Here is a 22,267-nt window from a genome sequence, read left to right on the forward strand (position 1 = left end):
TCCTGTCCCTGCCCCGGGCGGCACGGCGCCGCAAGGGTCAAAGCCGGCGTATCCAGGCCTGAAGCGTGTGCGGGCTTTCTTCGGTGTCGCCCAGATCCGTCCAGTGGAAGGTGGCGGTCACGCCCTCTGCCTTTTCGTAGCCGCGCTTGCGCCAGAAGCCGTCGAGCGGGCGGTAGCCCTCGGGGCGCATGGGGTGATCTTCGGGCCGAACGACGCCGCAGAACAGGGTGAAATCGAAACCCTGTTTCCGCGCCTCCGCCTCCCGCAGGTCAAAGAACGCGTGCCCCAGCCCGTGCCCGCGGTAGTCCGGCAGCAGCACGCTTTCGGCGCAGTAGAAGATCCGTTCGACCGGCGGCAGCGGACCGGAGATCTGCGAGGCGTCGGCGTGGTCGGCCAGCGGCATGCCCGTCGCAGCCCCCACGATCCTGTCGCCGTCGCGCGCCGCGACCAGCACCGCGCGCGGGTTGTCGGTGTAGGACCGCAGGTAGTGGCGTTCGTAGTCGAGATCCCCGTCGTAGAGATAGGGAAAGGCCCGGAACACCGCGATCCTCAGCTGTGCCAGATCGCCAAGCGCCGCCTGCAGCGCATCGCCTGTCAGCCGCTCGACCTTCATGAGACCTGGCGCACCCAGTCGGCGAGGTTGTAGTAGGTCACGACGCGGGTGATATGCCCGTCCTTCATCGAGAAGAACGACCCGGCGGGCAGACGGTAGGTCTGGCCCCCGGCCTCCGGGAGGCCGGAATCGGTGGCCTTGTAGGTGCCGTTGACGATGTATTCGGCCGCACCGCGCGTGCCCTCGTCGTTGGCAAAGATCACCATGTCGGTCAGGTTCTCTTCGTAGCAATGGCTCATGTGCGCGCAGAATTCCGCGAACTTCGCCTTGCCGACGCGGATCTGGCCCTCGTTGACGTGATGCTCGACGTCCGTGGCGAGGCAGGCCAGCATGCCCTCCGTGTCGCCCGCGTTGAATGCTGCGAAATACCGCTCGATGACCTCGCGCCCCATGGCTGTCTCCTTCTGTCGCTCGGAAGGCCGCCTTAGCCGGTTTCGGAGCCGTGGAAAACACCTCCGTCGGTCGGTAGGGTCAGACGCCCCAGAGCTCCTGCACGCGCTTCACGATCTGGTCGCGGGTCTGGCGGTAGGCATTCAGCTTCTGTTCGCGCGACTCGCCGATGCCGGTCGGGTCCATCACCGGCCAGTAGTCCACGGTCAGGTGATAATAGCGTGTCAGTTCAAGCGCCTTGCGCTGCGAGGCGGGAGACATGGTGACGATCATGTCGAAGCCCGACAGCATCTCGCCCATCTGCTCCATCTCCTCGAAGGAGCGCGAGCGGTGCCGTTCCAGCGCGACGCCGATCTCCTTGCAGACGGCGATGGCAAAGCCGTCGATCTCGAGGTCGTTGACCACGCCGACGGATTGCACGTAGGTCCGGGTGCCGACGAATTTCTTCATGATCCCCTCCGCCATCGGCGAGCGGACCGCATTATGGTCGCAGGAAAACAGAACCGACTGCGGATAGTCCTTCAAATCACCCCCCGAAGTGCAGCACGCAGACCAGCGTGAAGAGCCGCCGGGCGGTGGCATCGTCCACCTCCACCTTGCCCTCCAGGCGTTCCTGCAGCACGCGTGCCCCTTCGTTATGGATGCCCCGCCGCGCCATGTCGATGGTTTCGATCTGGCTGGGGGCCGCGGTCTTCACCGCGTCGAAGTAGCTTTTGCAGATGGCGAAGTAGTCCTTGACCACCTGCCGGAAAGGGCTGAGCGAGAGATGGAACTCCGCCGCCGTCTCTCCGTCCTCGGTCATCACCAGAAAGACCAGCCGCTTGTCGCGGATCGACAGGGCGACGTTGTAGGGCCCCGGGGGCACCACGCGGTCGTCGCGCTGCGGCAGGACGAAGGAGTTCTCCTCCATCAGGTCGAACATGGCGACGCGCCGCTCCTGCTCGATCTCCGGGGTCGGAGGGGGCAGGTTGGCATCGTCAAGCTGGATGTGGGCGATATGGGTCATTGGGACGTCTTTCGCATCTGCAGCAAAAACGTTACCAGCCGGTTAACATTTTTGGCAAGGGCGCGCGGCGCCTTTGGTCAACCGACCTTCGGACCATCCCGTAGGCCCGGGCCCCGCGCGTCAGCCGTTCAGTTTCTGCAGCCGCGCGGTGACACTCAGCCCGTGTGCCTCAAGGCTTTCGGAGCGTGCCAGCACCTCTGCCGCGGGACCGATGGCACCCAGCGCCTCCGGCGACATGCGGGCCATGGTCGTGCGCTTGAGGAAATCCATCACCGACAGCCCCGAGGAGAAGCGCGCAGACCGCGCCGTCGGCAGGACGTGGTTCGGGCCGCCCACATAGTCGCCGATGGCTTCCGGCGTCCATGCGCCGAGGAAGATTGCACCGGCGTGCACGCATTTCTCGGCCAGCGCCTCCGGGTCGGCGACGCAGAGCTCGAGGTGCTCCGGCGCGATGCGGTTGGAAAGCCGCGCGGCCTCGTCGAGGTCGGACACGGTGATGATCGCGCCGAAGTCGCGCCAGGAGGCGCCCGCGATCTCGCGGCGCTCCAGCGTTTCCAGCCGCTTCTCCACCGCCGCCGCAACCTTCTGGCCGAAAGTGGCGTCGGTGCAGATCAGCAGGGCCTGCGCCGATTCGTCGTGCTCGGCCTGGCTCATGAGGTCCAGCGCCAGCCAGTCGGGATCGTTGTCGGCATCGGCGATGACGAGGATCTCGGAGGGGCCGGCGATCATGTCGATGCCCACCTTGCCGAACACCCGGCGCTTGGCGGCGGCGACGAAGGCATTGCCGGGGCCGGTGATCTTGTCGACGGGCGCAATGCTCTCGGTGCCGTAGGCCAGCGCCGCAATCGCCTGCGCGCCGCCGATACGGTAGATCTCGTCCACGCCCGCGATCTTCGCAGCCAACAGCACCGCCGGGTTCACGACCCCGTCCGGCGTGGGCACGCAGATCGCAAGCCGCTCCACCCCCGCCACCTTGGCGGGCACGGCGTTCATCAGGACAGAGGACGGATAGCTCGCCAGACCGCCGGGCACGTAGAGACCCGCAGCCGACACGGGCGTCCAGCGCCAGCCCAGCCTGGCCCCTTCCGGATCGGTCCAGGCAGCGTCCTCCGGCATCTGGCGCACGTGGTAGGCGCGGATGCGCTCGGCGGCGAGTTCCAGCGCGCGGGCCTCGGCCTCCGGCACGCGGGCGCACTCTGCCTCGATCTCTGCCGCGGAGAAACGCATGGTGTCGGAGGTCAGGGCCAGCCGGTCGAACTTTGCCGTCAAGGCAAGGACCGCGGCGTCACCCTTCTTGCGTACGTCGGCGATAATCCCGGCGACGACATCGTCCACGTCCGGGCTGTCTTCGCGCTTGGCCGACAGGAGGGCGGTGAAGCGGGTCTCGAAATCGGCGGACGTGCTGTCCAGGAACACGGGCATGGGGCAAACCTCCGTTGACGCTGGCTGACATAGCTTGCCGGGCGCGAAGCCTCAACACCCGGTCGCCGCGCATGGCGGCCGGGCGGATCAGCCGTGGTCGGGCATCTTGCGCGAGGGGGCCACGTAGGGCCGCGTCACGTCGCGCAGCCCGACCTCGAGCGCCTCGACATGCGCCCGAAGCGCGCCGTCTCCGGCCAGCGTCAGGACGACATGGCCATCCGCGTCCTGGCCCGCTTCCCAGTCGATGGACAGGATCTGCAGCACGAGGTCCTTGTCCGCCCGGTCCACGCCCTGGCTGGACACGCCCAGCACGTTGTCGATCACCAGCAGCGACTGCACCCGTTCCACGTCCGGCGTACCGACCTCGCGGCGCAGGCGGTTGACCAGAAGGCCCAGCCGCCGTTTCGCCTTCTGCCAGCGGATCTCCGTCACCGGCAGGACCGCGTCCTGCGCGAGGGCAGAGATCACCTGCAGGTCCTCCGCATCGAGTGCGCCGAGGTTCAGGGGGCGTTCGCCGCCGTCTTCGAAACGGGCATCCTCGGTCATTGTCCGGCCACCCGTTCGATCCGTGCGCCAAGCGCCGACAGCTTCTCCTCGACGTTCTCGTAGCCGCGGTCGAGGTGGTAGACACGGTTCACGATTGTCTCGCCCTCCGCAGCGAGCCCGGCAAGGATCAGCGAGACGGAGGCACGCAGGTCGGTCGCCATCACGGGCGCGCCCTTCAGGCGTTCGACGCCGCTGACCGTCGCCGTCCCGCCGTGCACGTCGATGCGCGCGCCCATGCGGATCAGTTCCGGGGCGTGCATGAAACGGTTCTCGAAGATCTTCTCTTCCAACACCGCCTTGCCGTCGGCGGTGCACATCAGCGCCATCATCTGCGCCTGCAGGTCGGTGGGGAAGCCGGGGAAAGGCTCCGTCACCACGTCCACTGCCTTGACCCGCCCGTTCTTGCGCGCGACCTTCAGGCCCTTGTCCGTCTCCTCAACGGAGACACCGGCAGCATCGAGGCGTTCGCAGAAGGCCTGCAGCAGGTCGATGCGGCCGCCAAGGCAGGTGACCTCGCCGCCGCAGATCGCGGGGGCCAGCATGTAGGTGCCCAGTTCGATCCGGTCGGTGACGACGCTGTGGGTCGCCCCGCCCAGCCGCTCGACGCCCTGCACCTCGATGGTCGAGGTCCCCTCGCCCGAGATATGCGCGCCCATCTTCCGCAGGCAATGCGCAAGATCGACGATCTCCGGCTCCCGCGCGGCGTTCTTGAGGACGGTGGTGCCCTTGGCGAGCGTCGCCGCCATCAGCGCATTTTCCGTCGCGCCCACCGAGACGAGCGGAAACTCCACCACGCCGCCCTTGAGCCCGCCCGCCGGGGCCTTGGCGTGGACGTAGCCGTCGCGCAGGTCCATCTCTGCGCCCAAGGCTTCCATCGCCTTGAGGTGCAGGTCCACCGGGCGAGCGCCGATGGCGCAGCCGCCGGGCAGCGAGACCTCGGCATAGCCAAAGCGCGCCAGAAGCGGCCCGAGCACGAGGATCGACGCCCGCATCTTGCGCACGATGTCGTATTCCGCGCGTTGCGAGGTCAGCGCATGCGAGGACATGGCCAGCACCTTGCCCGCGTTCATCGCCGTGACCTCTGCCCCCAGCGACTGCAGGAGCAGCGTCATCGTGCGAATGTCCGACAGGCGCGGCGCGTTGGTCAGCGTCAGCGGCTCTTCCGACAGAAGCGTCGCGGGCATCAGCGTCAGGCAGGCGTTCTTGGCGCCCGCGATGGGAATCTCGCCGTTCAGCGGGCCGTTGCCCGTCACCAGAATAGAATCCATGCCTGCCTGCCTCTCAATCCGAGTCGTTGTCCGTTGTCTGCCCGGCGTCCCCAGGCTCGTTCTCGGACCGGGCCCGCGCCTGCGCCTTGCGGCGGGCCAGATTCGCCTTGAGGGCCGCCTTCAGGCGGTCCTCGCGGTCACTGTCCTTCGACGCCCTGGTCTTGCGGTTGCCCCGATCCATGGGCCGGATGTATCTCAGCCGCGATAACGGGTCCAGCCTTCGGAAAACGGCGCTACGTTTTTTCGCCAAACCCCTCTTGCGCGCTTCAAAGAGAGAGTCTAAACGCCCCCTCACGGCGCTGCTGTAGCTCAGAGGTAGAGCACTCCCTTGGTAAGGGAGAGGTCGAGAGTTCAATTCTCTCCAGCAGCACCATCCTCCCTTCCTTTACAATACTGCGTTTGTCGCGCGACGGATGTGTGTGGTTTCATCGGCTGCTGCCGGTGAGGTGTACGGTCAGTTCGTTCGGTTCAGGCATCGCCGACAGGGCGGTTAGCCAGCCGGCGTGTACCGGGCGCGCGTTCGTGCGGTGCCCGGCGCGCCGGACGTCCCTGCCCCGGTCAGCCCATCCGGCCGCCTGCTGTTGGACCGGAAAGTCGCGCGGTGCGACCAAACACGTAAATCGTTGAATAAAATTGACGAATTTCGGCTCGCCGTGACGGAAACAACCCGGTGGCTGCACCCTTCAGCGTTCGCGCTGCGTGACCAATGACGCAAAACCTTCGCCTTTGCGCCCAATCGCACCCGGATTCTCTGGCAACTCTGGCCGCGGGTTCGAAACGCCCCTCGCAGCCGGTGCCTGAATGGCGGCCGCGCCCCATGCCGATCAGAAGGATCGCTCTTCCCCCCGTCCCGACGTCCGCGCCCGGCGGACGCCCCGCCACCGAAGAGAGCGTCCAATCCATGTGTTTCCTTTGCCAAGCCCGCGACCCGTCGAAATCCGTCTACGACACCCACGGCGCCACCTCTCTCGATTCCAGCGGCGGCACGTCCGGTGCCAGCCTTTCGGCCACCCTGCCGAGCTACACGCTGGACCAGGTCGCCGCACAACTGACGGACGGGTACTGGAACTCCACCGGCCGGGCGCGCCGGTCGTTCGAGGCGGAGGCCGGTGACACGCTGACGTTCAACGTCTCCCAGCTGGATTCGACGGGCCGCGCCACCGCCATCGAGGCGTTCCAGGCATGGTCGGCTGTCTCCGGCCTGAACTTCCAGATCACCACGTCGAACAGCGCCGACTTCGTCTTTACCGACGATTCCTCGGGCGCGTACTCCTATTCCTACGTCGCCGGGCAGACGATCAGCCAGTCCTACGTCAACGTGAACACCGGCTGGCAGGCCTACGGCGACTACTACCTTCAGACCTACATCCACGAGATCGGCCACGCGCTGGGGCTGGGACACGCGGGCAACTACAACGGTTCTGCCGACTTTGGCACCGATGCGCACTACCAGCAGGACAGCTGGCAGTATTCGATCATGTCCTACTTCGGCCAGTGGGAGAACCCGCACACCAACGCCTCGTCGAACTACCTCGCGACCACGCAGATGGCCGACATCCTTGCCATCCAGACCCTCTACGGCACGCCCACCAACGCGAACACCGGCAATACGGTCTACGGCGACAACACCAACCTGACGCAGAAGGGCATGGGGCTGACGACGCAATGGGCTGTGGCGATCTTCGACAGCGCCGGGACGGACACGATCAACCTCGGGTCGCGGTCCGCAAACCAAAGGCTCGACCTGCGGGACGGCACCTTTTCCGACCTGAACGGAGAGGTCGGCAACTTCGCCATCGCCCGGGGCGCGTTGATCGAGAACGCGACCACCGGAAGCGGGCGCGACACGATCACCACCAATGCGGCCAACAACAGCATCCATTCCGGGTCCGGGAACGACACCATCTTCGGCTCGGCCGGGAACGACACGATCAACGGCGGCGCGGGCAGCGACCTTCTGGTTATGGGCGGCGCCTTCACCGACTACACCTTCGGCTGCAACGGCGCGGCCACGCTGACGATGAACGGCAACACCACGCGCTTCACCGGGATCGAAACGCTGACCTTCGCCGACGGCACGGCGGTTGTCGGCTCCTCGGCGGAGGGGCAGACCATCACCTTTACCGCGACCGGCGCCAATTATGCCGCCTGCCGCGTGACGGTCGACACGACCAATTCCGCGAACTGGAGCGCCTATACCGACACCTTCGACAGCTCCGGCACGCTGCTGACCCGCACGACGCTGAACGACGACGGCACGACCCGCACCGAGAGTTTCGTCGGCACCGCCTATTCCACCACGGCGACCGACGATACCAACCAGTTCGACTGGGCGTCGATCACCTACGACTACGATGCCGACGACGCCCTGCTGCGGACCACCACGGTCATGGACAACGGCGTGCTTCGGGTCGCCGACTATGCGAACGGCACAGCGACGCGCATGACGGCGACGGACCAGTCGGATGTCTACGACTGGCACAGCTACACCGACACCTACGGTGCCAATGGGGCGCGCCTGTCGCAGAACATGACGCTGGACAACGGGCTGGAGGTCGAGACCGCCTTTTCCGGCGGGCGCCGGTCCTCCGTCACCGTCAACGATGCGCAGAACGGCCGGAACTGGACCAGCTACACCGACAGCTACGATGCGGCCGGGAACCGGACCGCGCACAGCATCACGATGGACAACGGGCGGCAGATCGAGACGACGTATTCCGGCGCGACCCGGACCAGCCAGACCGTCACGGACGGCGCGGACACGACATGGTGGCGCAGCTACACCGATACCTTCGATGCGTCGGGCAGCCTCGCCATGCGCAGCATGCGGCACGACAGCGGCTTGCGTGTGGACACCAGCTTCGACGGCGGCGTGCGCACTTCGGTCACCGTCACGGACACGACCGATATCCGGTCATGGAGCAGCTACACCGATACGTTCAACGCCTCCGGTGCCCACGCCACGCGAAGCATGCTGCTGGACAACGGGCTGCAACTGGACACCGTCTTCGTCAATGGCAACCGCGCGACAGTCACAGTGACCGACACCGACAGTTCGAGGATCTGGAGCAGTTACACCGACCATTACGATGCTTCGGGCGCCCGGACGATGCAGAACCTCCAGCTCGACAACGGGTTGCAGGTGCAGACCGCGTACCTTGGCGGCCAGAGAAGCACCGTGACCGTGACGGACGCCAACAACGACCGACCGTGGAGCAGCTACGTCGACACCTACGACCAGAACGGCAACCGCGTGTCGCAGGTGATGACCTTCGACGACGGCCGCACGGTCGAAACCAGTTTCAGCAGCGGCCGCGTAATGACCAAGACGGTGCATGATACGGCCAACAACTTCACCTGGGACAGCACCGCCGACCACTTCGACATGGACGGGGCGCGTATCCGGCAGGTGCTGTGTCGCGACGACGGGGTCGAGATCGACACCACCTTCGTCAACGGCGTCCGGACGGCTGAAACGGTCACCGATGTGCAGGATGATTGGAACTGGGCCAGCTACACCACGACGTTCGACGCCAGCGGCAATGCCGTGCAGCGTGTCCTTTACCTGGACAACGGGTACGAAATCACCACGAATTTCATGGACCCGGCGGTAGAGATCGCCTGACACGACCGTCAGACAGAAACGGCGGCCCCTGCCCCGGGACCGCCGTCAAGCAATGCGAAACCGACGAAGCCGGTCAATCGGCCTTGTCGAGTTCGAACGCGTCGTGCAGCGCCTGCACCGCCAGTTCCATGTACTTGCGTTCCACCAGAACGGAGATCTTGATCTCCGACGTGGTGATGACCTGGATGTTGATGCCTTCCTGTGCCAGCACCTTGAACATCTTGGCGGCGACACCGGCGTGGGACCGCATGCCGATGCCCACGACCGAGATCTTGCAGACACCCGTGTCGGCAAGGATCTCGTGGAAGTTGATGTGGCCGGACGCCTTGGCGTCGTTCATCGCCTTCTGTGCGCGCGCCACCTGGTTCGTCGGACAGGAGAACGTCATGTCCGTCCGCCCGTCTTCCGAGATGTTCTGAACGATCATGTCGACGTTCACGCCCGCATCCGCCAGCGGCGAGAAGATCGCCGCAGCGATGCCGGGGCGGTCGGCGACAGAGACGAGGGTCATCTTGGCCTCGTCACGGGAATGGGCCACACCGGCCACGACCTTGCTTTCCATGATGTCCTCCTCGTCGCAGACCAGGGTGCCGGCCGCGTCGTCCATTTCCTCGAAGCTGCTCAGAACGCGCAGCTTCACCTTGTAGCGCATCGACAGCTCGACCGAGCGGGTCTGCAGAACCTTCGCGCCAAGGCTGGCCAGTTCCAGCATTTCCTCGAACGCGATCCTGTCCAGTTTCCGCGCCTTGTCGCAGATGCGCGGATCGGTGGTGTAGACACCGTCCACATCCGTGTAGATGTCGCAGCGCTCTGCATCGAACGCGGCGGCAAAGGCCACGGCGGTGGTGTCGCTGCCGCCACGGCCCAGCGTGGTGATACGGCCCTCGGGCGAGATCCCCTGGAAGCCCGCGACAACGGCCACGCGCATGCCTTCGCCGAACTTCGCCATGATGTTGTCGGTCGGGATTTCCTCGATCCGGGCGGAGGCGTGCGCCGAGGTCGTGCGCACCGGCACCTGCCAGCCCTGCCAGCTGCGGGCAGGAACATCCATTTCCTGAAGGGTCAGCGCCATGAGGCCGGCGGTCACGTTCTCGCCGCTCGACACGACGGCGTCGTATTCGCGGGCGTCGAACAGCGGCGAGGTTTCCTCGACATAGCCGACCAGCTTGTTGGTTTCGCCCGACATGGCGCTGACGATAACGATGACGTCATAGCCCTTGGCGACTTCGACGCCGACGCGCTTTGCAGCGCGCCGGATGCGGTCCAGCGTGGCGACGGACGTGCCGCCGAATTTCATCACGAGAACAGGCATGATCTTTCTTCCTTCAGGTCGGAAGGGCCTTTACGCCTGTGCATGACGCTGCGCAAGAGCGGCGTGCGGCAGCAGCCGCGCAACGTGGCTTGCTGTCGGGTCAGTTGGATTTGCGGGTGGGCCGGAAGGGCAGCGGCGCGATCCGGATGCCGTCCTCGGCCAGCGCCCTGGCCTCGTCAGAGCGCGCCTCACCCCAGATCGGGCGTTCCGGAACTTCGCCTACGTGCATGGCCCGCGCCTCGCGCACGAAGTCGCGCCCCACGTAATCCGAATTTTTCTCCACGTGATCGCGCAACGCGGCCAGCGCCTGTTCCGCCGGATGCTGCGGGGCGCCGGTCAGGGGCTTGGCTTGTTCTGCCTCCCCGTTTCTGACGCGCGGGGCCATCATCGCCTTGTCCACCTCGGTAGAGCCGCAGACGGCGCAGGTGACGTGTCCGGCGGCATCGAGCCGGTCGAAGGCAGACGCGGACTGGAACCAGCTTTCAAAGCTGTGACCTTCCGCGCATTTCAGGGCATAACGGATCATTCCGTCCTCGATCCCGTAAACATCTCGACTGCACTATATTAAAGTAAGCGTTTATCCCGGCTCAAGGGTTCCCGCGATCTTATCGCAAATCGTTTCGAGCCCTGCCTCCGGACGCAGCGTTTCACGGGCCAGATCGCCCATTCGCGCCTGTTCGGCAGGGTCCGCAAGCGTGGCCAGCGCCTGCACGAGGTCATCCGTCCCCGTAACGACGATCGCCGCACCGGCCCCAGCCAGACGGGCGTAGGCCGCGCGAAAGTTGCGCACGTCCGGGCCGTGGATCAGGGCGGCGCCGAAGGCGGCAGGTTCGTAAGGCGTGTGGCCGCCCCTGTCGGTCATCGTACCGCCGACGAAGACTCGCCCCGCCGCCGCGTACCACAGGGCCATCTCTCCCATCGTGTCGGCAAGATAGATCGTACCGTCGGTTTCTTCGAGGCTGCGCTGCGCCACTGTCAGCCCCAGATCCTCGGCCATGGCGCGCACCTCTGCCGCGCGGCGCGGGTGCCGCGGGGCGAGAATGAGCCGCAGCCCGGGTTCGGTTGCCCGCGCGGCGAGATGCGCGGCCAGAACGGTGGCCTCCTCCCCTTCGTGGGTCGAGGCGGCCAGCCATGTGCTCTCCCGCCGGAACTCTGCGGGGGGCGAGATCGTCGGGGGCGCGTAGAACGCCTTCAGATCCACGACCGGGCCGCGCGCCGCCTCCGGCAGTCCTAGCGCTTCGAGGCGAGACATCGACGCCGCATCCTGTGCCGAGGCGAACCTAACACGGCCCAATACCCGCCGCGCCAGACCTGGCACGCGGCCCCAGCCACGCGCCGTGCCCTCGCTCATGCGCGCGCCCAAGAGGATCACGGGGCCGGGGCACTGGAGGAATCGATGTGCCCAGATCTCCGCTTCGAGTGAGATATGCGCGGTGACGGACCACTCGCGGAAGACCCTGCGGGTCACGCGCTGCAGGTCCACCGGGGCGAGCCGCGCGCTGACACCCGGCAGGTTCCAGCCCGCCACCATGTCGCGCCCCGTTTCGGTGTTTGCCGTCACGAGCCACCTTCGGTCCGGACGGGTCTCGACCAGCCGCTCCAGAACCGGGCGGACAGAGGCGAGTTCACCGTTCGAGGCGCCGTGCAACCAGACATGCGGCCCAATCTGGGGATCGGGCACGCTCAGGCGGGACGGGCCGCGGCGCAGGACGACTGCGGCGGCGAAGAGGCTGATCAGCAGTCGGTAAAGCAGCATGCCCGTCTCCCTTGCCCGGAACCGCTCCCGCGCATATGACGCCGGCCGCCGACTTTGCAAGCCAGGCACCGCTGTGCACGGGCTGCAAATTGCATCGCTGCCTGCCGAATGGCATGACAGTTTCATGATATGCGGGGTGGATATTTTCGGGCCGCCGTCGTCACGCGCAAGGCATCAGCGGCCTGACCCGCTGCGCCAAATTCTTGACCTTATACGACCGGAAATCGCAGGGTGCTAAACCTGAAAGCCATCAGGATCCCACATACACGGTGAGTCCACAGAGTTATCCCCAGCCGCGCGCCGCCCAACGCGACACGTCTGGGGACAACTCACAAAACCACTGGGATTCAATCGGCTGTGAGCGAACCTTCGTCCTGGGCCATCCGTACCGGATCACGCTGAAATCCGCATCATTCGGCCCCGGGAATTTCGCCCTTAACGGGAAAAATGCCGCCCGCGTTTTGAAAAGCCATTTCCCAACGCGGCCTCAATGCTCTATCCCTGCAAGCCGCACGGTCCGAGGAATGCAAGTCAATGGTGCCCAAATCAGAATCGGAAAGCCGCAAGCTCCTTGGGCGGCTGCGCGACACGATGGCCGAGGACTCCGCCGGTCAGGCGCGTCTGGACAAGATCACCCACCTCACCGCCGACAGCATGGGGACTGAGGTCTGCTCCATCTACCTCTTCCGTGATGCCAATACACTTGAGCTGTGTGCCACGCAGGGCCTGAAGCCGGAATCCGTGCACGAGACCCGCATGAAGCTGGGCGAGGGTCTGGTGGGCCGCGTCGCCCGCTCTGGCAAGCTGATCAACACCGCCGACGCCCCCGCCGCGCCCGGTTTCCGTTACATGCCGGAGACCGGCGAAGAGATCTATTCCAGTTTTCTCGGCGTCCCGATCCAGCGGCTGGGCGAGAAGCTGGGCGTGCTGGTCGTCCAGTCCAAGCAGGCGCGGGAGTTCTCGGACGACGAGATCTACGCGCTCGAAGTCGTCGCCATGGTGCCGGCAGAGATGACCGAACTGGGCGCGTTCACCGGAGAGGGCGCCGCGCTCAAGGCACGCCATACGCAGGCCGTGCTGTTCCGGGGCGCCACCGGGCAAGAAGGCACGGCCATGGGCCAGGTCTGGCTGCACGAACCCCGCGTCGTCGTCACCAACCTCGTGACCGATGACCCCGAGCGCGAGGCCAGCCGCCTGCGCGAGGCGGTGGACAAGTTGCGCGTGTCGGTGGACGAGATGCTGGCTGGCGCCATGGGCGACCAGGAACAGGTCGACGTGCTGGAAGCCTACCGGATGTTCGCCAACTCCAAGGGCTGGCTACGGCGCATGGAAGAGGACATCGCCCTTGGCCTGTCCGCCGAGGCCGCGGTGGAGAAGGAACAGTCGCAGGCCCGGTCCCGCATGAGCCAGGTCACCGACGGCTACCTGCGCGAACGCCTGCACGACCTCGACGACCTGTCGAACCGGCTGCTGCGCATCCTGACCGGACAAGGCCGCGAAACCGGGGCGGAGATGCCGGACGCCCCCATCCTGATCGCCCGCAACATCGGCCCCGGCGAGTTGCTGGACTACGGCCGCAGGCTGAAGGGTGTGGTGCTTGAGCAGGGTTCGGTCGGGTCGCACGCCGCCATCGTCGCACGGGCGCTGGCCATTCCGCTGGTGATCCACGCGGAGCGCATCACCAACGAGGCGCTGAACGGCGACCTGATCCTTGTCGACGGCGACCAAGGCGTGGTGCACCTGCGCCCGGACGAAACCGTCGTGAACGCCTTCCGCGACAAGATGGCTATGCAGGCCAAGGCGCAGGAGCGCTACGCCTCCATCCGCGAAACCGAATGCGTGTCGGCGGACGGCAAACGGGTGCACCTGATGATGAACGCCGGGCTGATGGCGGATCTGCCGTCGCTCGTAAGCTCCGGTGCAGAGGGGGTTGGCCTGTTCCGCACCGAGCTGCAGTTCCTCGTCCGGAACCAGATGCCGCGGCGCGACGAACTGGCCGCGCTTTACAAGCGTGTCATCGATGCTGCAGGCGACAGGCGGGTGATCTTCCGCACCCTGGACATCGGCTCCGACAAGGTGCTGCCCTACATGAAGCCGCAGGAAGAGCCGAACCCGGCGCTTGGCTGGCGGGCGATCCGGGTGGCGCTCGACCGGCCCGGTGTCATGCGGATGCAGCTTCAGGCCCTGCTGCGCGCCGCCGATGGCCGCGCCATGTCGATCATGTTCCCCTTCATCGCGCAGTACGAGGAATACGCCCGTGCCCGCGCCGAGGTCGACAAGGTCATCGCGCGGGAGAAACGCCTGGGCCACAAGGTGCCGGAACGGCTGTCCGTCGGCTGCATGCTGGAAACGCCGTCGCTGGCCTATGCCTCCGACCGGTTCTTCGAGGAGGTGGAGTTCCTGTCGATCGGCGGCAACGACCTGAAGCAGTTCTTCTTCGCCGCCGACCGCGAAAACGAGCGCGTCCGCCGCCGCTACGATTCCCTGAACGTGTCGTTCCTGACCTTCCTCGAACAGATCGTGAAGCGGTGCGAGGCATCCGGCACCGCGCTGTCCTTCTGTGGCGAGGATGCGGGCCGCCCGGTCGAGGCGCTGTGCTTCGCGGCCATAGGCATCCGCACGCTGTCGATGCGCCCGGCCTCCATCGGGCCGGTCAAGTCGCTGCTGATGCGCTATTCGCTGACCGAGATCCGCGACGTGATCGAGGAATCGCGCGTGCGCGGCGAACAGTCGGTGCGGCAGGCGGTCATGGAATACCTGCGGGATTCGAGCTAGGCCCTGCGGCGGCTCACGTTCGTTATGCCATGACGTGGCCCTTGGACCCGGGTTGGCGCGCCGCAACGGATGCCAGAACCGCCAACCCCGGCGAAAAAGCGCCCCGGACGGGGCGTTTTGCACCGAACCGGAGCGCGTTAGTCTCTGACGTCTCGTCTCCGCCCTCCGCCTTCTGGCAAAGAGCCCTGCGCACACTTCTGCGCGGCAGGAACCGGTTCCCACATGCAGGTACTGTGTGCCTTCAGGACAGCCTGTCGCGTAGGGTCTTGGGACCGGATTGCTTCGCAGGGCTTTCTGCACCCCGGATAGCGGCCAAGCTACAGCCTGCGCCTTAAGCCAAAGTTACCGAAAATCCGAAATTCAATTACGGCGTATGCGCGGCGGCTCCAGTTCCTGGCGGAGCATTTCCAGCAGTTCTGCCCTCGGGCGGCCGCTGTCCTCTGCCAGCCGCAGGAGACCGAAATGCACATGCGCCATCTGCTGGTAGTAGGAGGTATAGGCGTAGTTCACGGCGGCCCCTGCCGCGGCGCCCAGAACCGGCACCGTCTGGGCGGCCAGCTTCTGGCCGAGCGCCGTCGCCACACGCGGCGCGACGCGCGCGATCAGGCCGTTCACGCTGGCCCCTGTCAGCGACACACGCGCCGCCAGAAACCCGATGTCCGCCCCGTCGTCCTTCGCCAGCGGCCCAGCGGAGGCAAAGACTGCAAGGCACTCCTTCGCAACCTCGGGGCTTTCCGGGTCAAAGCCATGTTCGGCGGCAATGCCCAGCATGGCGCGCATCAGGACGGTGACCGTGACCGGCAGTTCCGCGAGCGCCGACGGCAGGCCGCCCATGCCGCCCGCAACCCCCATGGCCGTCGCCATCGCGGTGTTGAGCCAGCCCTTCTGGTCCGGGACCACGCCGCGCGTCCGCCCGGCGGCGTCCAGCGCGGCGCCCAGGGCACGCTCCGCCGTGACCTCGAGGCGATCCTTGGCCGAATCCGGCAGCCGTTCCAGCAGGTTCTCCGCCTGTCCGCCGATCAGGTTGAGCAGTTGCATCCCGACCGAATTGGCGGACTTGTAGCGCTTGGCCAGCAGGCGCACCTGCTCTTCCGTGGTTCCGACAGGTATGATCTCGGTCATGGCGGGTCCTCCTGCTGAAAAAGATGTGACCGAAGTCGCGCCGTTCAAGACGCGCCTGTCACGCCGGGATCGCGCGTTCCACTTCGCCTGTCACGCCGTCCCATGCGCCGTCGACCAGTTCCAGCCCCAGGATCCGCGCCGGGTTCGTGGGCGGCGGCATCTCGACGCCCTCCAGCCGATCGAACCCGAAACGGCCGTAATAGGGTCGGTCACCCACCAGCAGAACCCGTTCAAAGCCAAGCTCTGCGGCCTTCGACAGCGTCTCGCGGATCAGGAGCGCCGCCAGCCCTGCGCCCTGCGCCACGGGGTGGACCGCCACGGGGCCCAGCAACAGAACCTCGGCCTCGCCGATCCGGACCGGCCAGTAGCGGATGGCCCCCACGGTGGTGCCCGACCCGTCGCGGGCCATGCGGCAGAGCGGTGCCACGGGTGGCACGTCTTCCCGCAGCCGGTAAGAAGACAGGGCCGTGCGCCCCGGTGCAAAGGCCAGGTCGAACAGCGCCTCGACTTCCCACCAGTCCTCGGGCCGTTCCTCGGTCGTCACATACACCCGTCGCGGTCTCCCTTCCCGCCTGCATCGTTGCAGGTCGCCTGCGCCGTGAGGCACGTGCACTTCGCTTCCAAACGCCCTATCACCAGCAGGAATCCCCTGCAAACAGGAGCGACACCATGTTCTACCGCCCCGCTGACGGCCACGGCCTGCCACATAATCCGTTCAATGCCATCGTCACCCCCCGCCCGATCGGATGGATCTCGACCCGGGGGGCCGACGGGCGCGACAACCTTGCGCCCTATTCCTTCTTCAACGCCTGCGCCTACACGCCGCCGCAGGTCATGTTCTCCTCCACCTCGTCGAAGGACGACCGCGGCGACACCAAGGACAGCGTCGCCCAGATCCGCGAGACCGGCGTCTTTTGTGTGAACATCGTCGAATTCGCCATGCGCGACGCCATGAACGCCACCTCTGCCCCCCTGCCCGCCGGAACCGACGAGTTCCTCGAGGCCGGAATCGAGAAGGCCGAATGCGAGACCATCGCCTGTCCGCGCGTGGCAAAGGCCCCCGCGAACCTCGAATGCCGGCTGACACAGATCGTGGCGCTGGAGGGCACCAGCAACTTCGCGGTGTTCGGAGAGGTCACGGGCATCCACATGCGCGACGATTGCCTGATCGACGGCATCTTCGACGTGCTGGCCTACAACCCGCTGTCGCGGATGGGCTACCGCGACTACACCGTGGTGCGCGAGAAGTTCTCGCTCAAGCGTCCGGGCCAGTAAAGGCGCGCCGGGGTCGGCGGGTGGGCGCCTTCGGTCGCAGGCCGAACAGGTTACCCGCCGCCCCCGTCATGACCCTCCCGCGGGTCCGCAGGACAAGGGCCGTGGCCAAGCCGCCCGCCCCGTGCTATGGACGGTCCGCAGCCGATGGAGAGCGAAATGGACCAGCACCTTTGAACCCCTGACACCCGTTCAGCATTTCAAAGGAGGCCCCATGCCTGCTCCCTTCGCCCTGCCCGACGCAACGCGCCGTCATCCCATCACCCTTCCTGACGGCACGCCACACCTTGGCACCGTCTTCTTGAAGAACGTCGTTGACCATCCGCGGTTCATCGTCGGCGACTACACCTACGCCTCCGACTTCGACCCGCCCGAGGACTGGGCCGCACGGCTCGCGCCCTTCCTTTTCCCGTTCTCGCAAGAGTGGCTGACAATCGGCAAGTTCTGCCAGATCGCCCACGGCGTGCGCTTCATCGGCTCGTCCGCCAACCATGCGACGGATGGCCTGACCACCTTCCCCTTCGCCGTGCTCGATCCGGCCGCGATGACAGGCTACCAGCCTGACACCCGCGACATGACCATCGGTCATGACGTCTGGCTCGGCTATGGCGCCATGGCCCTGCCCGGAGCGCGGATCGGAAACGGTGTCATCGTGGGGGCCGGTGCCGTGGTGCGCGGGTCGATCCCGGATTACGCCGTGGTCACCGGCAACCCTGCCTCGGTCGTCCGCATGCGCTTTCCGGACGACGTCATCGCGCGCCTGAACGCGCTCGCGTGGTGGGACTGGGCGCCTGAGCGGATCGCAAGGGCGCGGCCTGCGCTCGAAGCGGGCGATGTTGCCGCGCTGGAACGGCTGGCGCTCTGAGCCGTGCGCTGCCGCGCGTCCGGACATGAAAAGGGGCGGCCCGTGCAGGCCGCCCCGATCCAGAGTTCAGCGGGATCAGTGCCCGCCGAGGATGCCCGTCCGCACCCCGTAATCCACCGCCAGTTCGTAATCCGGATCGTCGTCGGAATCGATCATCAGGTGTCCGGCCTTGTTGAGCAGCCGGTGGCAGTCGCGCGACAGGTGCCGCAGCTGGACGGTCTTGCCGATGGCCGCGTATTTGCCCGCAACCGCCTCGATCGCCTGAAGCGCCGACTGGTCGACCACGCGGCTGTCCGCGAAATCGACCACCACCAGCGAGGGGTCGCTGGCCACGTCGAACATCTCGACAAAGCCATCGGAGGAGCCGAAGAACAGCGGTCCCTGCACCTGGTAGACCTTGGACCCTTCGGGCGTCACGTAGGTGCGGGAGTGGATGCGCCGCGCGTTGTTCCAGGCGTAGGCCAGCGCCGAGACGATGACACCGACGACCACCGCGACAGCCAAGTCTTCGAGCACCGTGACCACGGTCACGAGGATGATGACGAAGGCGTCCATCGCCGGGACCTTGAGCAGGATCTTGAGCGAGTTCCACGCGAAGGTGCCGATCACCACCATGAACATCACGCCGACCAGCGCCGCCAGCGGGATCATCTCGATCAGCGGCGAGGCAAAGAGGATGAAGGACAGCAGGAACAATGCCGCCACGATGCCCGCGATCCGCGTGCGCGCGCCGGACTTCACGTTGATCATCGACTGGCCGATCATGGCGCAGCCGCCCATGCCGCCAAAGAAACCGGTCAGCACGTTGGAGGCGCCCTGCGCGATGCACTCCTGGCTGGCGCCGCCGCGCTTGCCGGTCATCTCGCCCACGAGGTTCAGTGTCAGCAGGGATTCGATCAGGCCGACCGCCGCGAGGATCACCGCGTAGGGGAAGATGATCTGCAGCGTCTCGAGGTTCAGCGGCACCATGGGCACATGGAACGTGGGCAGCCCCCCTTCGATGGAGGCCATGTCACCTACGCGCGGCACGTCCAGCCCGAAGCCGATCACGATGGCCGCGACGACGGCGATGCCGGCCAGCGGCGCGGGCACGACCTTGGACACCTTGGGCATAAGCCAGATGATCGCCATGGTCAGCGCCACGAGGCCCAGCATCATGTAGAGCGGCAGGCCGGTCAGCCATTCGCCGCCCCCTGCACCGTGGCCGGAGACCTCGGTTGTGCCCGGAACCTTGAACTGCGTGAGCTGCGCAAGGAAGATCACGATGGCCAGCCCGTTGACGAAGCCCAGCATGACCGGGTGCGGCACCAGCCGGATGAACTTGCCCCACTGCATGACCCCGGCAAAGACCTGCAGGATGCCCATCAGCACCACCGTCGCGAACAGGTATTCGACCCCGTGGTCTGCCACCAGCGCCACCATGACGACGGCGAGCGCGCCGGTCGCGCCCGAAATCATGCCCGGACGGCCGCCGAAGAGCGCAGTGACAAGCCCCACCATGAAGGCCGCGTAGAGGCCGACAAGCGGGTGCACCCCCGCCACGAAGGCGAACGCCACCGCTTCCGGCACCAGGGCCAGGGCAACCGTCAGGCCGGCCAGCACCTCGATCCGGAGCCGTTCAGGTGTCAGTTTACCCTCCGGCATCAGGGACAGGTCGGGCATGGCAAGGCGTTTGGCGAAGTTCGCCAGGACGGTGTTCTTCATCGGGGATCCTCTTCGTCGCGAGGCGGCGGCATAGCGTAACGGGAGCGCAAACACCACCGACAATGCTGCAAAGCAGCGCGTTCGGCTGTGCTATAGCCAGTTATTTGCGCGGATGCACGGGTTTCTTCTGCCCCGCGGACGGGTTTCCTGCGCCCTGCCCCCCGCCTCGCATGAAGGGGCACGCCGCGTGCGGCGGCTTGAAGATGCGCGGCAGACCTGCAAGACGGACAGCGGAGCTGACCTGACGGGCGACCGCGTCCGGGTCCGCGCCGGAAAGGACATCCCGTGCTCGAAACCTCTCTCCTCCTGTTCGCGGCGCTGATCGTCGGCTTTTCCAAGGGCGGGCTCGCCTCTGCCGCGGCCATCGCGGTGCCGATGCTATCACTCTTCATGAACCCGGTGACGGCGGCGGCGACGCTGCTGCCGGTCTTCGTGGCCACCGACTGGATCGGCGTGTGGCTCTACCGCAAGGACTATTCCCGCCGCAACGTGGCCATCCTCGTGCCGTCGATCCTGCTCGGCGTGGCCATCGCCACCGTCATCACACCCTACACGCCGGAATGGGCGCTGCTGATCTTCACCGGGCTGATCGGCCTGTGGTACATCGCGCGCACATGGGGACGCGCCCTCCGGCAGAAAGAGACACCGGAACCGACCCGCCCGGACGTGGCGCCCGGCGTCTTCTGGGGCACGATTACCGGCGTTGCGAGTTTCATCACCCATTCCGGCGCGCCGCCGGTGCAGGCCTACCTGCTGCCGCAGCGCCTGCCAAAGCTGGAGTTTGCGGGTACCGTCGCCATCTCCTTCGCCATCGGCAATCTCGTGAAGCTGCCGGCCTACTGGTCCATCGGCCAGTTCGATGGTCTGCGCTGGGGCCTTGTCGCGGCGCTGTGCGTCACCGGGATGGTCGGCACCTACGGCGGCCGCTGGCTGACGGCGCATCTGCCGGAACGCGCCTACCGCATCGTGATCGAGTTCTTCCTGCTGATCCTCTCGGTCGTGCTTCTGGTGAAGGGCGGGCTGGACATATACGGCTGACCTTGTCGTTCCGGCAGGCATGGTGACGACATTGGCACCCTTCCCTGCTTCGTGATTTTTTCACGAATTCGGGAGATGAAAATGAGTTCAGGGACCATCGCCTTTGGCAAGCCCCTGAATCCAAAGCGCCGACCGCCAGCCGCCTGATCCTGAGCCAATCGCCCCCTGCGCCGATCCCCGGTTGCAGCCCCGCGCGGGCCATGGCTAACTGCGCGCGAAACCTGCCCAGAACAGCCCGGAGACCCCCATGACAGAGACCATGATCGCCGTGATCGGCGGCTCGGGAATTTACGAGATCGACGGCCTCGAAGACGCCCGCTGGCAGGCGGTCGAAACCCCTTGGGGGACGCCGTCGGACGAGATCCTGACGGGGCGGCTTGGCGGGGTGAAGATGGCCTTCCTGCCGCGTCACGGGCGCGGGCACGTCCACTCTCCGACCACGGTGCCCTATCGCGCCAACATCGACGCGCTGAAACGGCTGGGCGCGACGGACGTGATCTCCGTCTCGGCCTGCGGGTCGTTCCGCGAGGAATACGCACCGGGCCATTTCGTGGTGATCGACGACTTCATCGACCGCACCTTCGCGCGGGAAAAGTCTTTCTTCGGCACCGGATGCGTGGCGCATGTCTCGGTCGCGCATCCCACCTGCCCGCGGCTGGGCGACGCCTGCTACACCGCCGCGAAGGATGCAGGGATCACCATCCACAAGGGCGGCACCTACCTCGCAATGGAGGGGCCGCAGTTCTCGTCCATGGCGGAATCGAAGATGTACCGCGCTTGGGGCTGCGACGTGATCGGCATGACCAACATGCCCGAGGCCAAGCTCGCCCGCGAGGCGGAACTCTGTTACGCCTCCATCGCCATGGTCACGGATTACGACAGCTGGCACCCCGACCACGGCGCGGTGGAGATCACCGAGATCATCGCCACCCTGACGGGCAACGCCGACAAGGGGCGCGAAATGGTGCGCCGCCTTCCTGCGCTTCTGGGCGCGGACCGTGCGCCCTGCCCGCACGGCTGCGACCGCGCGCTGGAGTTCGCCATCATGACTTCCCCCGACAAGCGCGACCCGGCCTTGTTGTCGAAGCTCGACGCGGTGGCGGGACGGATGCTCTGACAGGTGCAACGGTCCCGGCGGGCTTGTCCCACGCGCGCACCGGGCGCTAGAGTTGGCGTCGAAGGAGACCGGAGATGCGCCATCTTGCCCTCGCCCTGATCGTGTCATGCGCGACGCCGCTGTCGGCGCAGGTCACCTTCAGTTCGACCGACAGCTACATCATGGGCGCCGGCGGCTGGACCTGTGCCGAGGTGATCGAGACCTTCCAGGGGTCGGACGAAAGCCTGAAGGGCCAGCTGGCGGGCTGGGTGCTGGGTGTCTGGACCCGGGCGACGACGGAGCGCGAGAAAGGGTTCACCGACATCGTCGAGAAGGTCGGCGGGCTGAAGATCTACGAGGCCACGCTGACAGAATGCCGGCAGGCACCGCCGTCGACCTACCTCTACCGTGTCGTCTACAAGATGATCGACAACACCAATCCGCAGAAGTGATCCGC

Annotated in this window: 21 protein-coding genes and 1 tRNA gene; 8 read left to right on the top strand and 14 right to left on the bottom strand. The window is 66.2% G+C overall.

Features of this window, described 5'->3' with window-relative positions; genetic code table 11:
* Positions 1–37 precede the first annotated feature (37 nt).
* From QNI11_RS15450 to QNI11_RS15485, 8 genes are all read right to left on the bottom strand, one after another.
* On the bottom strand, positions 38–613 hold the full coding sequence (locus QNI11_RS15450; protein WP_283980782.1) for a GNAT family N-acetyltransferase: 576 nt from the start codon (positions 611–613) through the stop codon (positions 38–40).
* Entirely contained in the window at positions 610–1,005 is a 396-nt protein-coding gene (locus QNI11_RS15455) for a ketosteroid isomerase-related protein (RefSeq protein ID WP_283980783.1), read from the bottom strand. Before QNI11_RS15455 ends, QNI11_RS15450 begins: the two co-directional genes overlap by 4 nt.
* Before the next feature lie 79 nt (positions 1,006–1,084).
* Positions 1,085–1,528, bottom strand: a complete 444-nt coding sequence (locus QNI11_RS15460; RefSeq protein ID WP_005856653.1) for a low molecular weight phosphatase family protein — start codon at positions 1,526–1,528, stop codon at positions 1,085–1,087.
* A gap of 1 nt (position 1,529) precedes the next feature.
* Positions 1,530–2,009, bottom strand: coding sequence for a UPF0262 family protein (locus tag QNI11_RS15465; protein WP_283980784.1), 480 nt, complete (start codon positions 2,007–2,009; stop codon positions 1,530–1,532).
* Between the two features lie 120 nt (positions 2,010–2,129).
* A complete protein-coding gene (hisD, locus tag QNI11_RS15470) occupies positions 2,130–3,431 on the bottom strand; it encodes a histidinol dehydrogenase (protein WP_283980786.1) in 1,302 nt (433 codons plus the stop codon).
* Positions 3,432–3,518: 87 nt separating this feature from the next.
* Positions 3,519–3,977: a DUF2948 family protein gene (locus QNI11_RS15475; RefSeq protein WP_283980787.1), complete on the bottom strand. Its 459-nt coding sequence runs from the start codon at positions 3,975–3,977 to the stop codon at positions 3,519–3,521.
* Positions 3,974–5,245, bottom strand: coding sequence for a UDP-N-acetylglucosamine 1-carboxyvinyltransferase (gene murA / locus QNI11_RS15480; RefSeq protein ID WP_283980788.1), 1,272 nt, complete (start codon positions 5,243–5,245; stop codon positions 3,974–3,976). The genes QNI11_RS15475 and murA overlap by 4 nt, the downstream gene beginning before the upstream one ends.
* A gap of 13 nt (positions 5,246–5,258) precedes the next feature.
* Complete coding sequence (locus QNI11_RS15485; protein WP_157815019.1) at positions 5,259–5,426, bottom strand: hypothetical protein; 168 nt, start codon at positions 5,424–5,426, stop codon at positions 5,259–5,261.
* Between the two features lie 117 nt (positions 5,427–5,543).
* Between QNI11_RS15485 and QNI11_RS15490 the strand changes: the two genes are divergently transcribed.
* Positions 5,544–5,618, top strand: a tRNA-Thr gene (locus tag QNI11_RS15490).
* A 528-nt stretch (positions 5,619–6,146) separates the two neighbouring features.
* On the top strand, positions 6,147–8,870 hold the full coding sequence (locus QNI11_RS15495; RefSeq protein WP_283980789.1) for a M10 family metallopeptidase: 2,724 nt from the start codon (positions 6,147–6,149) through the stop codon (positions 8,868–8,870).
* Between the two features lie 73 nt (positions 8,871–8,943).
* Here QNI11_RS15495 and QNI11_RS15500 read toward each other — a convergent pair whose 3' ends face one another.
* The 3 genes from QNI11_RS15500 to QNI11_RS15510 all read right to left on the bottom strand — a co-directional run bounded on the left by QNI11_RS15500 (position 8,944) and on the right by QNI11_RS15510 (position 11,938).
* Positions 8,944–10,182, bottom strand: coding sequence for an aspartate kinase (locus tag QNI11_RS15500; protein WP_283980790.1), 1,239 nt, complete (start codon positions 10,180–10,182; stop codon positions 8,944–8,946).
* 100 nt (positions 10,183–10,282) lie between these two features.
* Positions 10,283–10,708, bottom strand: coding sequence for a DUF1178 family protein (locus QNI11_RS15505; RefSeq protein ID WP_283980791.1), 426 nt, complete (start codon positions 10,706–10,708; stop codon positions 10,283–10,285).
* A 51-nt stretch (positions 10,709–10,759) separates the two neighbouring features.
* Positions 10,760–11,938 carry a 3-deoxy-D-manno-octulosonic acid transferase gene (locus QNI11_RS15510; protein WP_283980792.1) on the bottom strand — a complete coding sequence of 393 codons (1,179 nt, stop codon included), beginning with the start codon at positions 11,936–11,938 and terminating at the stop codon, positions 10,760–10,762.
* Positions 11,939–12,472: 534 nt separating this feature from the next.
* Here QNI11_RS15510 and ptsP point away from each other — a divergent pair.
* Positions 12,473–14,713, top strand: a complete 2,241-nt coding sequence (gene ptsP, locus QNI11_RS15515) for a phosphoenolpyruvate--protein phosphotransferase (protein ID WP_283980793.1) — start codon at positions 12,473–12,475, stop codon at positions 14,711–14,713.
* A gap of 360 nt (positions 14,714–15,073) precedes the next feature.
* Here the strand turns inward: ptsP and QNI11_RS15520 are convergent, their stop codons facing one another.
* Both QNI11_RS15520 and QNI11_RS15525 read right to left on the bottom strand, forming a co-directional pair.
* Complete coding sequence (locus QNI11_RS15520; protein ID WP_100929724.1) at positions 15,074–15,835, bottom strand: EcsC family protein; 762 nt, start codon at positions 15,833–15,835, stop codon at positions 15,074–15,076.
* A 58-nt stretch (positions 15,836–15,893) separates the two neighbouring features.
* The gene (locus QNI11_RS15525) at positions 15,894–16,385 is read right to left on the bottom strand and encodes a GNAT family N-acetyltransferase (RefSeq protein ID WP_283980794.1); all 492 of its coding nucleotides are present in this window, start codon (positions 16,383–16,385) and stop codon (positions 15,894–15,896) included.
* A gap of 119 nt (positions 16,386–16,504) precedes the next feature.
* Here QNI11_RS15525 and QNI11_RS15530 point away from each other — a divergent pair, with 119 nt between their 5' ends.
* Positions 16,505–17,110: a flavin reductase family protein gene (locus QNI11_RS15530; RefSeq protein WP_283980795.1), complete on the top strand. Its 606-nt coding sequence runs from the start codon at positions 16,505–16,507 to the stop codon at positions 17,108–17,110.
* Positions 17,111–17,321: 211 nt separating this feature from the next.
* Positions 17,322–17,972 (top strand): CatB-related O-acetyltransferase, encoded by a 651-nt coding sequence (locus QNI11_RS15535; protein WP_283980796.1) that lies wholly within the window; start codon positions 17,322–17,324, stop codon positions 17,970–17,972.
* A gap of 75 nt (positions 17,973–18,047) precedes the next feature.
* Here QNI11_RS15535 and QNI11_RS15540 read toward each other — a convergent pair whose 3' ends face one another.
* Entirely contained in the window at positions 18,048–19,676 is a 1,629-nt protein-coding gene (locus QNI11_RS15540) for a SulP family inorganic anion transporter (RefSeq protein ID WP_283980797.1), read from the bottom strand.
* A gap of 285 nt (positions 19,677–19,961) precedes the next feature.
* Between QNI11_RS15540 and QNI11_RS15545 the strand changes: the two genes are divergently transcribed.
* From QNI11_RS15545 to QNI11_RS15555, 3 genes are all read left to right on the top strand, one after another.
* Complete coding sequence (locus tag QNI11_RS15545) at positions 19,962–20,714, top strand: sulfite exporter TauE/SafE family protein (RefSeq protein ID WP_283980798.1); 753 nt, start codon at positions 19,962–19,964, stop codon at positions 20,712–20,714.
* A 247-nt stretch (positions 20,715–20,961) separates the two neighbouring features.
* Entirely contained in the window at positions 20,962–21,831 is an 870-nt protein-coding gene (locus QNI11_RS15550; protein WP_283980799.1) for an S-methyl-5'-thioadenosine phosphorylase, read from the top strand.
* A gap of 74 nt (positions 21,832–21,905) precedes the next feature.
* Positions 21,906–22,262, top strand: a complete 357-nt coding sequence (locus QNI11_RS15555) for a 5'-methylthioadenosine phosphorylase (protein WP_100929717.1) — start codon at positions 21,906–21,908, stop codon at positions 22,260–22,262.
* Positions 22,263–22,267: the final 5 nt, after the last annotated feature.

Source organism: Sagittula sp. MA-2, assembly GCF_030126985.1.
In the GTDB taxonomy this organism is placed as follows: Bacteria; Pseudomonadota; Alphaproteobacteria; order Rhodobacterales; family Rhodobacteraceae; genus Sagittula.

Excerpts from the sequence above, each read along its gene's own strand:
- QNI11_RS15450 (WP_283980782.1), bottom strand. The coding sequence starts at position 613 with ATGAAGGTCGAGCGGCTGACAGGCGATGCGCTGCAGGCGGCGCTTGGC.
- QNI11_RS15455 (WP_283980783.1), bottom strand. The coding sequence starts at position 1,005 with ATGGGGCGCGAGGTCATCGAGCGGTATTTCGCAGCATTCAACGCGGGC.
- QNI11_RS15465 (WP_283980784.1), bottom strand. The coding sequence starts at position 2,009 with ATGACCCATATCGCCCACATCCAGCTTGACGATGCCAACCTGCCCCCT.
- hisD (WP_283980786.1), bottom strand. The coding sequence starts at position 3,431 with ATGCCCGTGTTCCTGGACAGCACGTCCGCCGATTTCGAGACCCGCTTC.
- QNI11_RS15475 (WP_283980787.1), bottom strand. The coding sequence starts at position 3,977 with ATGACCGAGGATGCCCGTTTCGAAGACGGCGGCGAACGCCCCCTGAAC.
- murA (WP_283980788.1), bottom strand. The coding sequence starts at position 5,245 with ATGGATTCTATTCTGGTGACGGGCAACGGCCCGCTGAACGGCGAGATT.
- QNI11_RS15485 (WP_157815019.1), bottom strand. The coding sequence starts at position 5,426 with ATGGATCGGGGCAACCGCAAGACCAGGGCGTCGAAGGACAGTGACCGC.
- QNI11_RS15495 (WP_283980789.1), top strand. The coding sequence starts at position 6,147 with ATGTGTTTCCTTTGCCAAGCCCGCGACCCGTCGAAATCCGTCTACGAC.
- QNI11_RS15500 (WP_283980790.1), bottom strand. The coding sequence starts at position 10,182 with ATGCCTGTTCTCGTGATGAAATTCGGCGGCACGTCCGTCGCCACGCTG.
- QNI11_RS15505 (WP_283980791.1), bottom strand. The coding sequence starts at position 10,708 with ATGATCCGTTATGCCCTGAAATGCGCGGAAGGTCACAGCTTTGAAAGC.
- QNI11_RS15510 (WP_283980792.1), bottom strand. The coding sequence starts at position 11,938 with ATGCTGCTTTACCGACTGCTGATCAGCCTCTTCGCCGCCGCAGTCGTC.
- ptsP (WP_283980793.1), top strand. The coding sequence starts at position 12,473 with ATGGTGCCCAAATCAGAATCGGAAAGCCGCAAGCTCCTTGGGCGGCTG.
- QNI11_RS15520 (WP_100929724.1), bottom strand. The coding sequence starts at position 15,835 with ATGACCGAGATCATACCTGTCGGAACCACGGAAGAGCAGGTGCGCCTG.
- QNI11_RS15530 (WP_283980795.1), top strand. The coding sequence starts at position 16,505 with ATGTTCTACCGCCCCGCTGACGGCCACGGCCTGCCACATAATCCGTTC.
- QNI11_RS15535 (WP_283980796.1), top strand. The coding sequence starts at position 17,322 with ATGCCTGCTCCCTTCGCCCTGCCCGACGCAACGCGCCGTCATCCCATC.
- QNI11_RS15540 (WP_283980797.1), bottom strand. The coding sequence starts at position 19,676 with ATGAAGAACACCGTCCTGGCGAACTTCGCCAAACGCCTTGCCATGCCC.
- QNI11_RS15550 (WP_283980799.1), top strand. The coding sequence starts at position 20,962 with ATGACAGAGACCATGATCGCCGTGATCGGCGGCTCGGGAATTTACGAG.
- QNI11_RS15555 (WP_100929717.1), top strand. The coding sequence starts at position 21,906 with ATGCGCCATCTTGCCCTCGCCCTGATCGTGTCATGCGCGACGCCGCTG.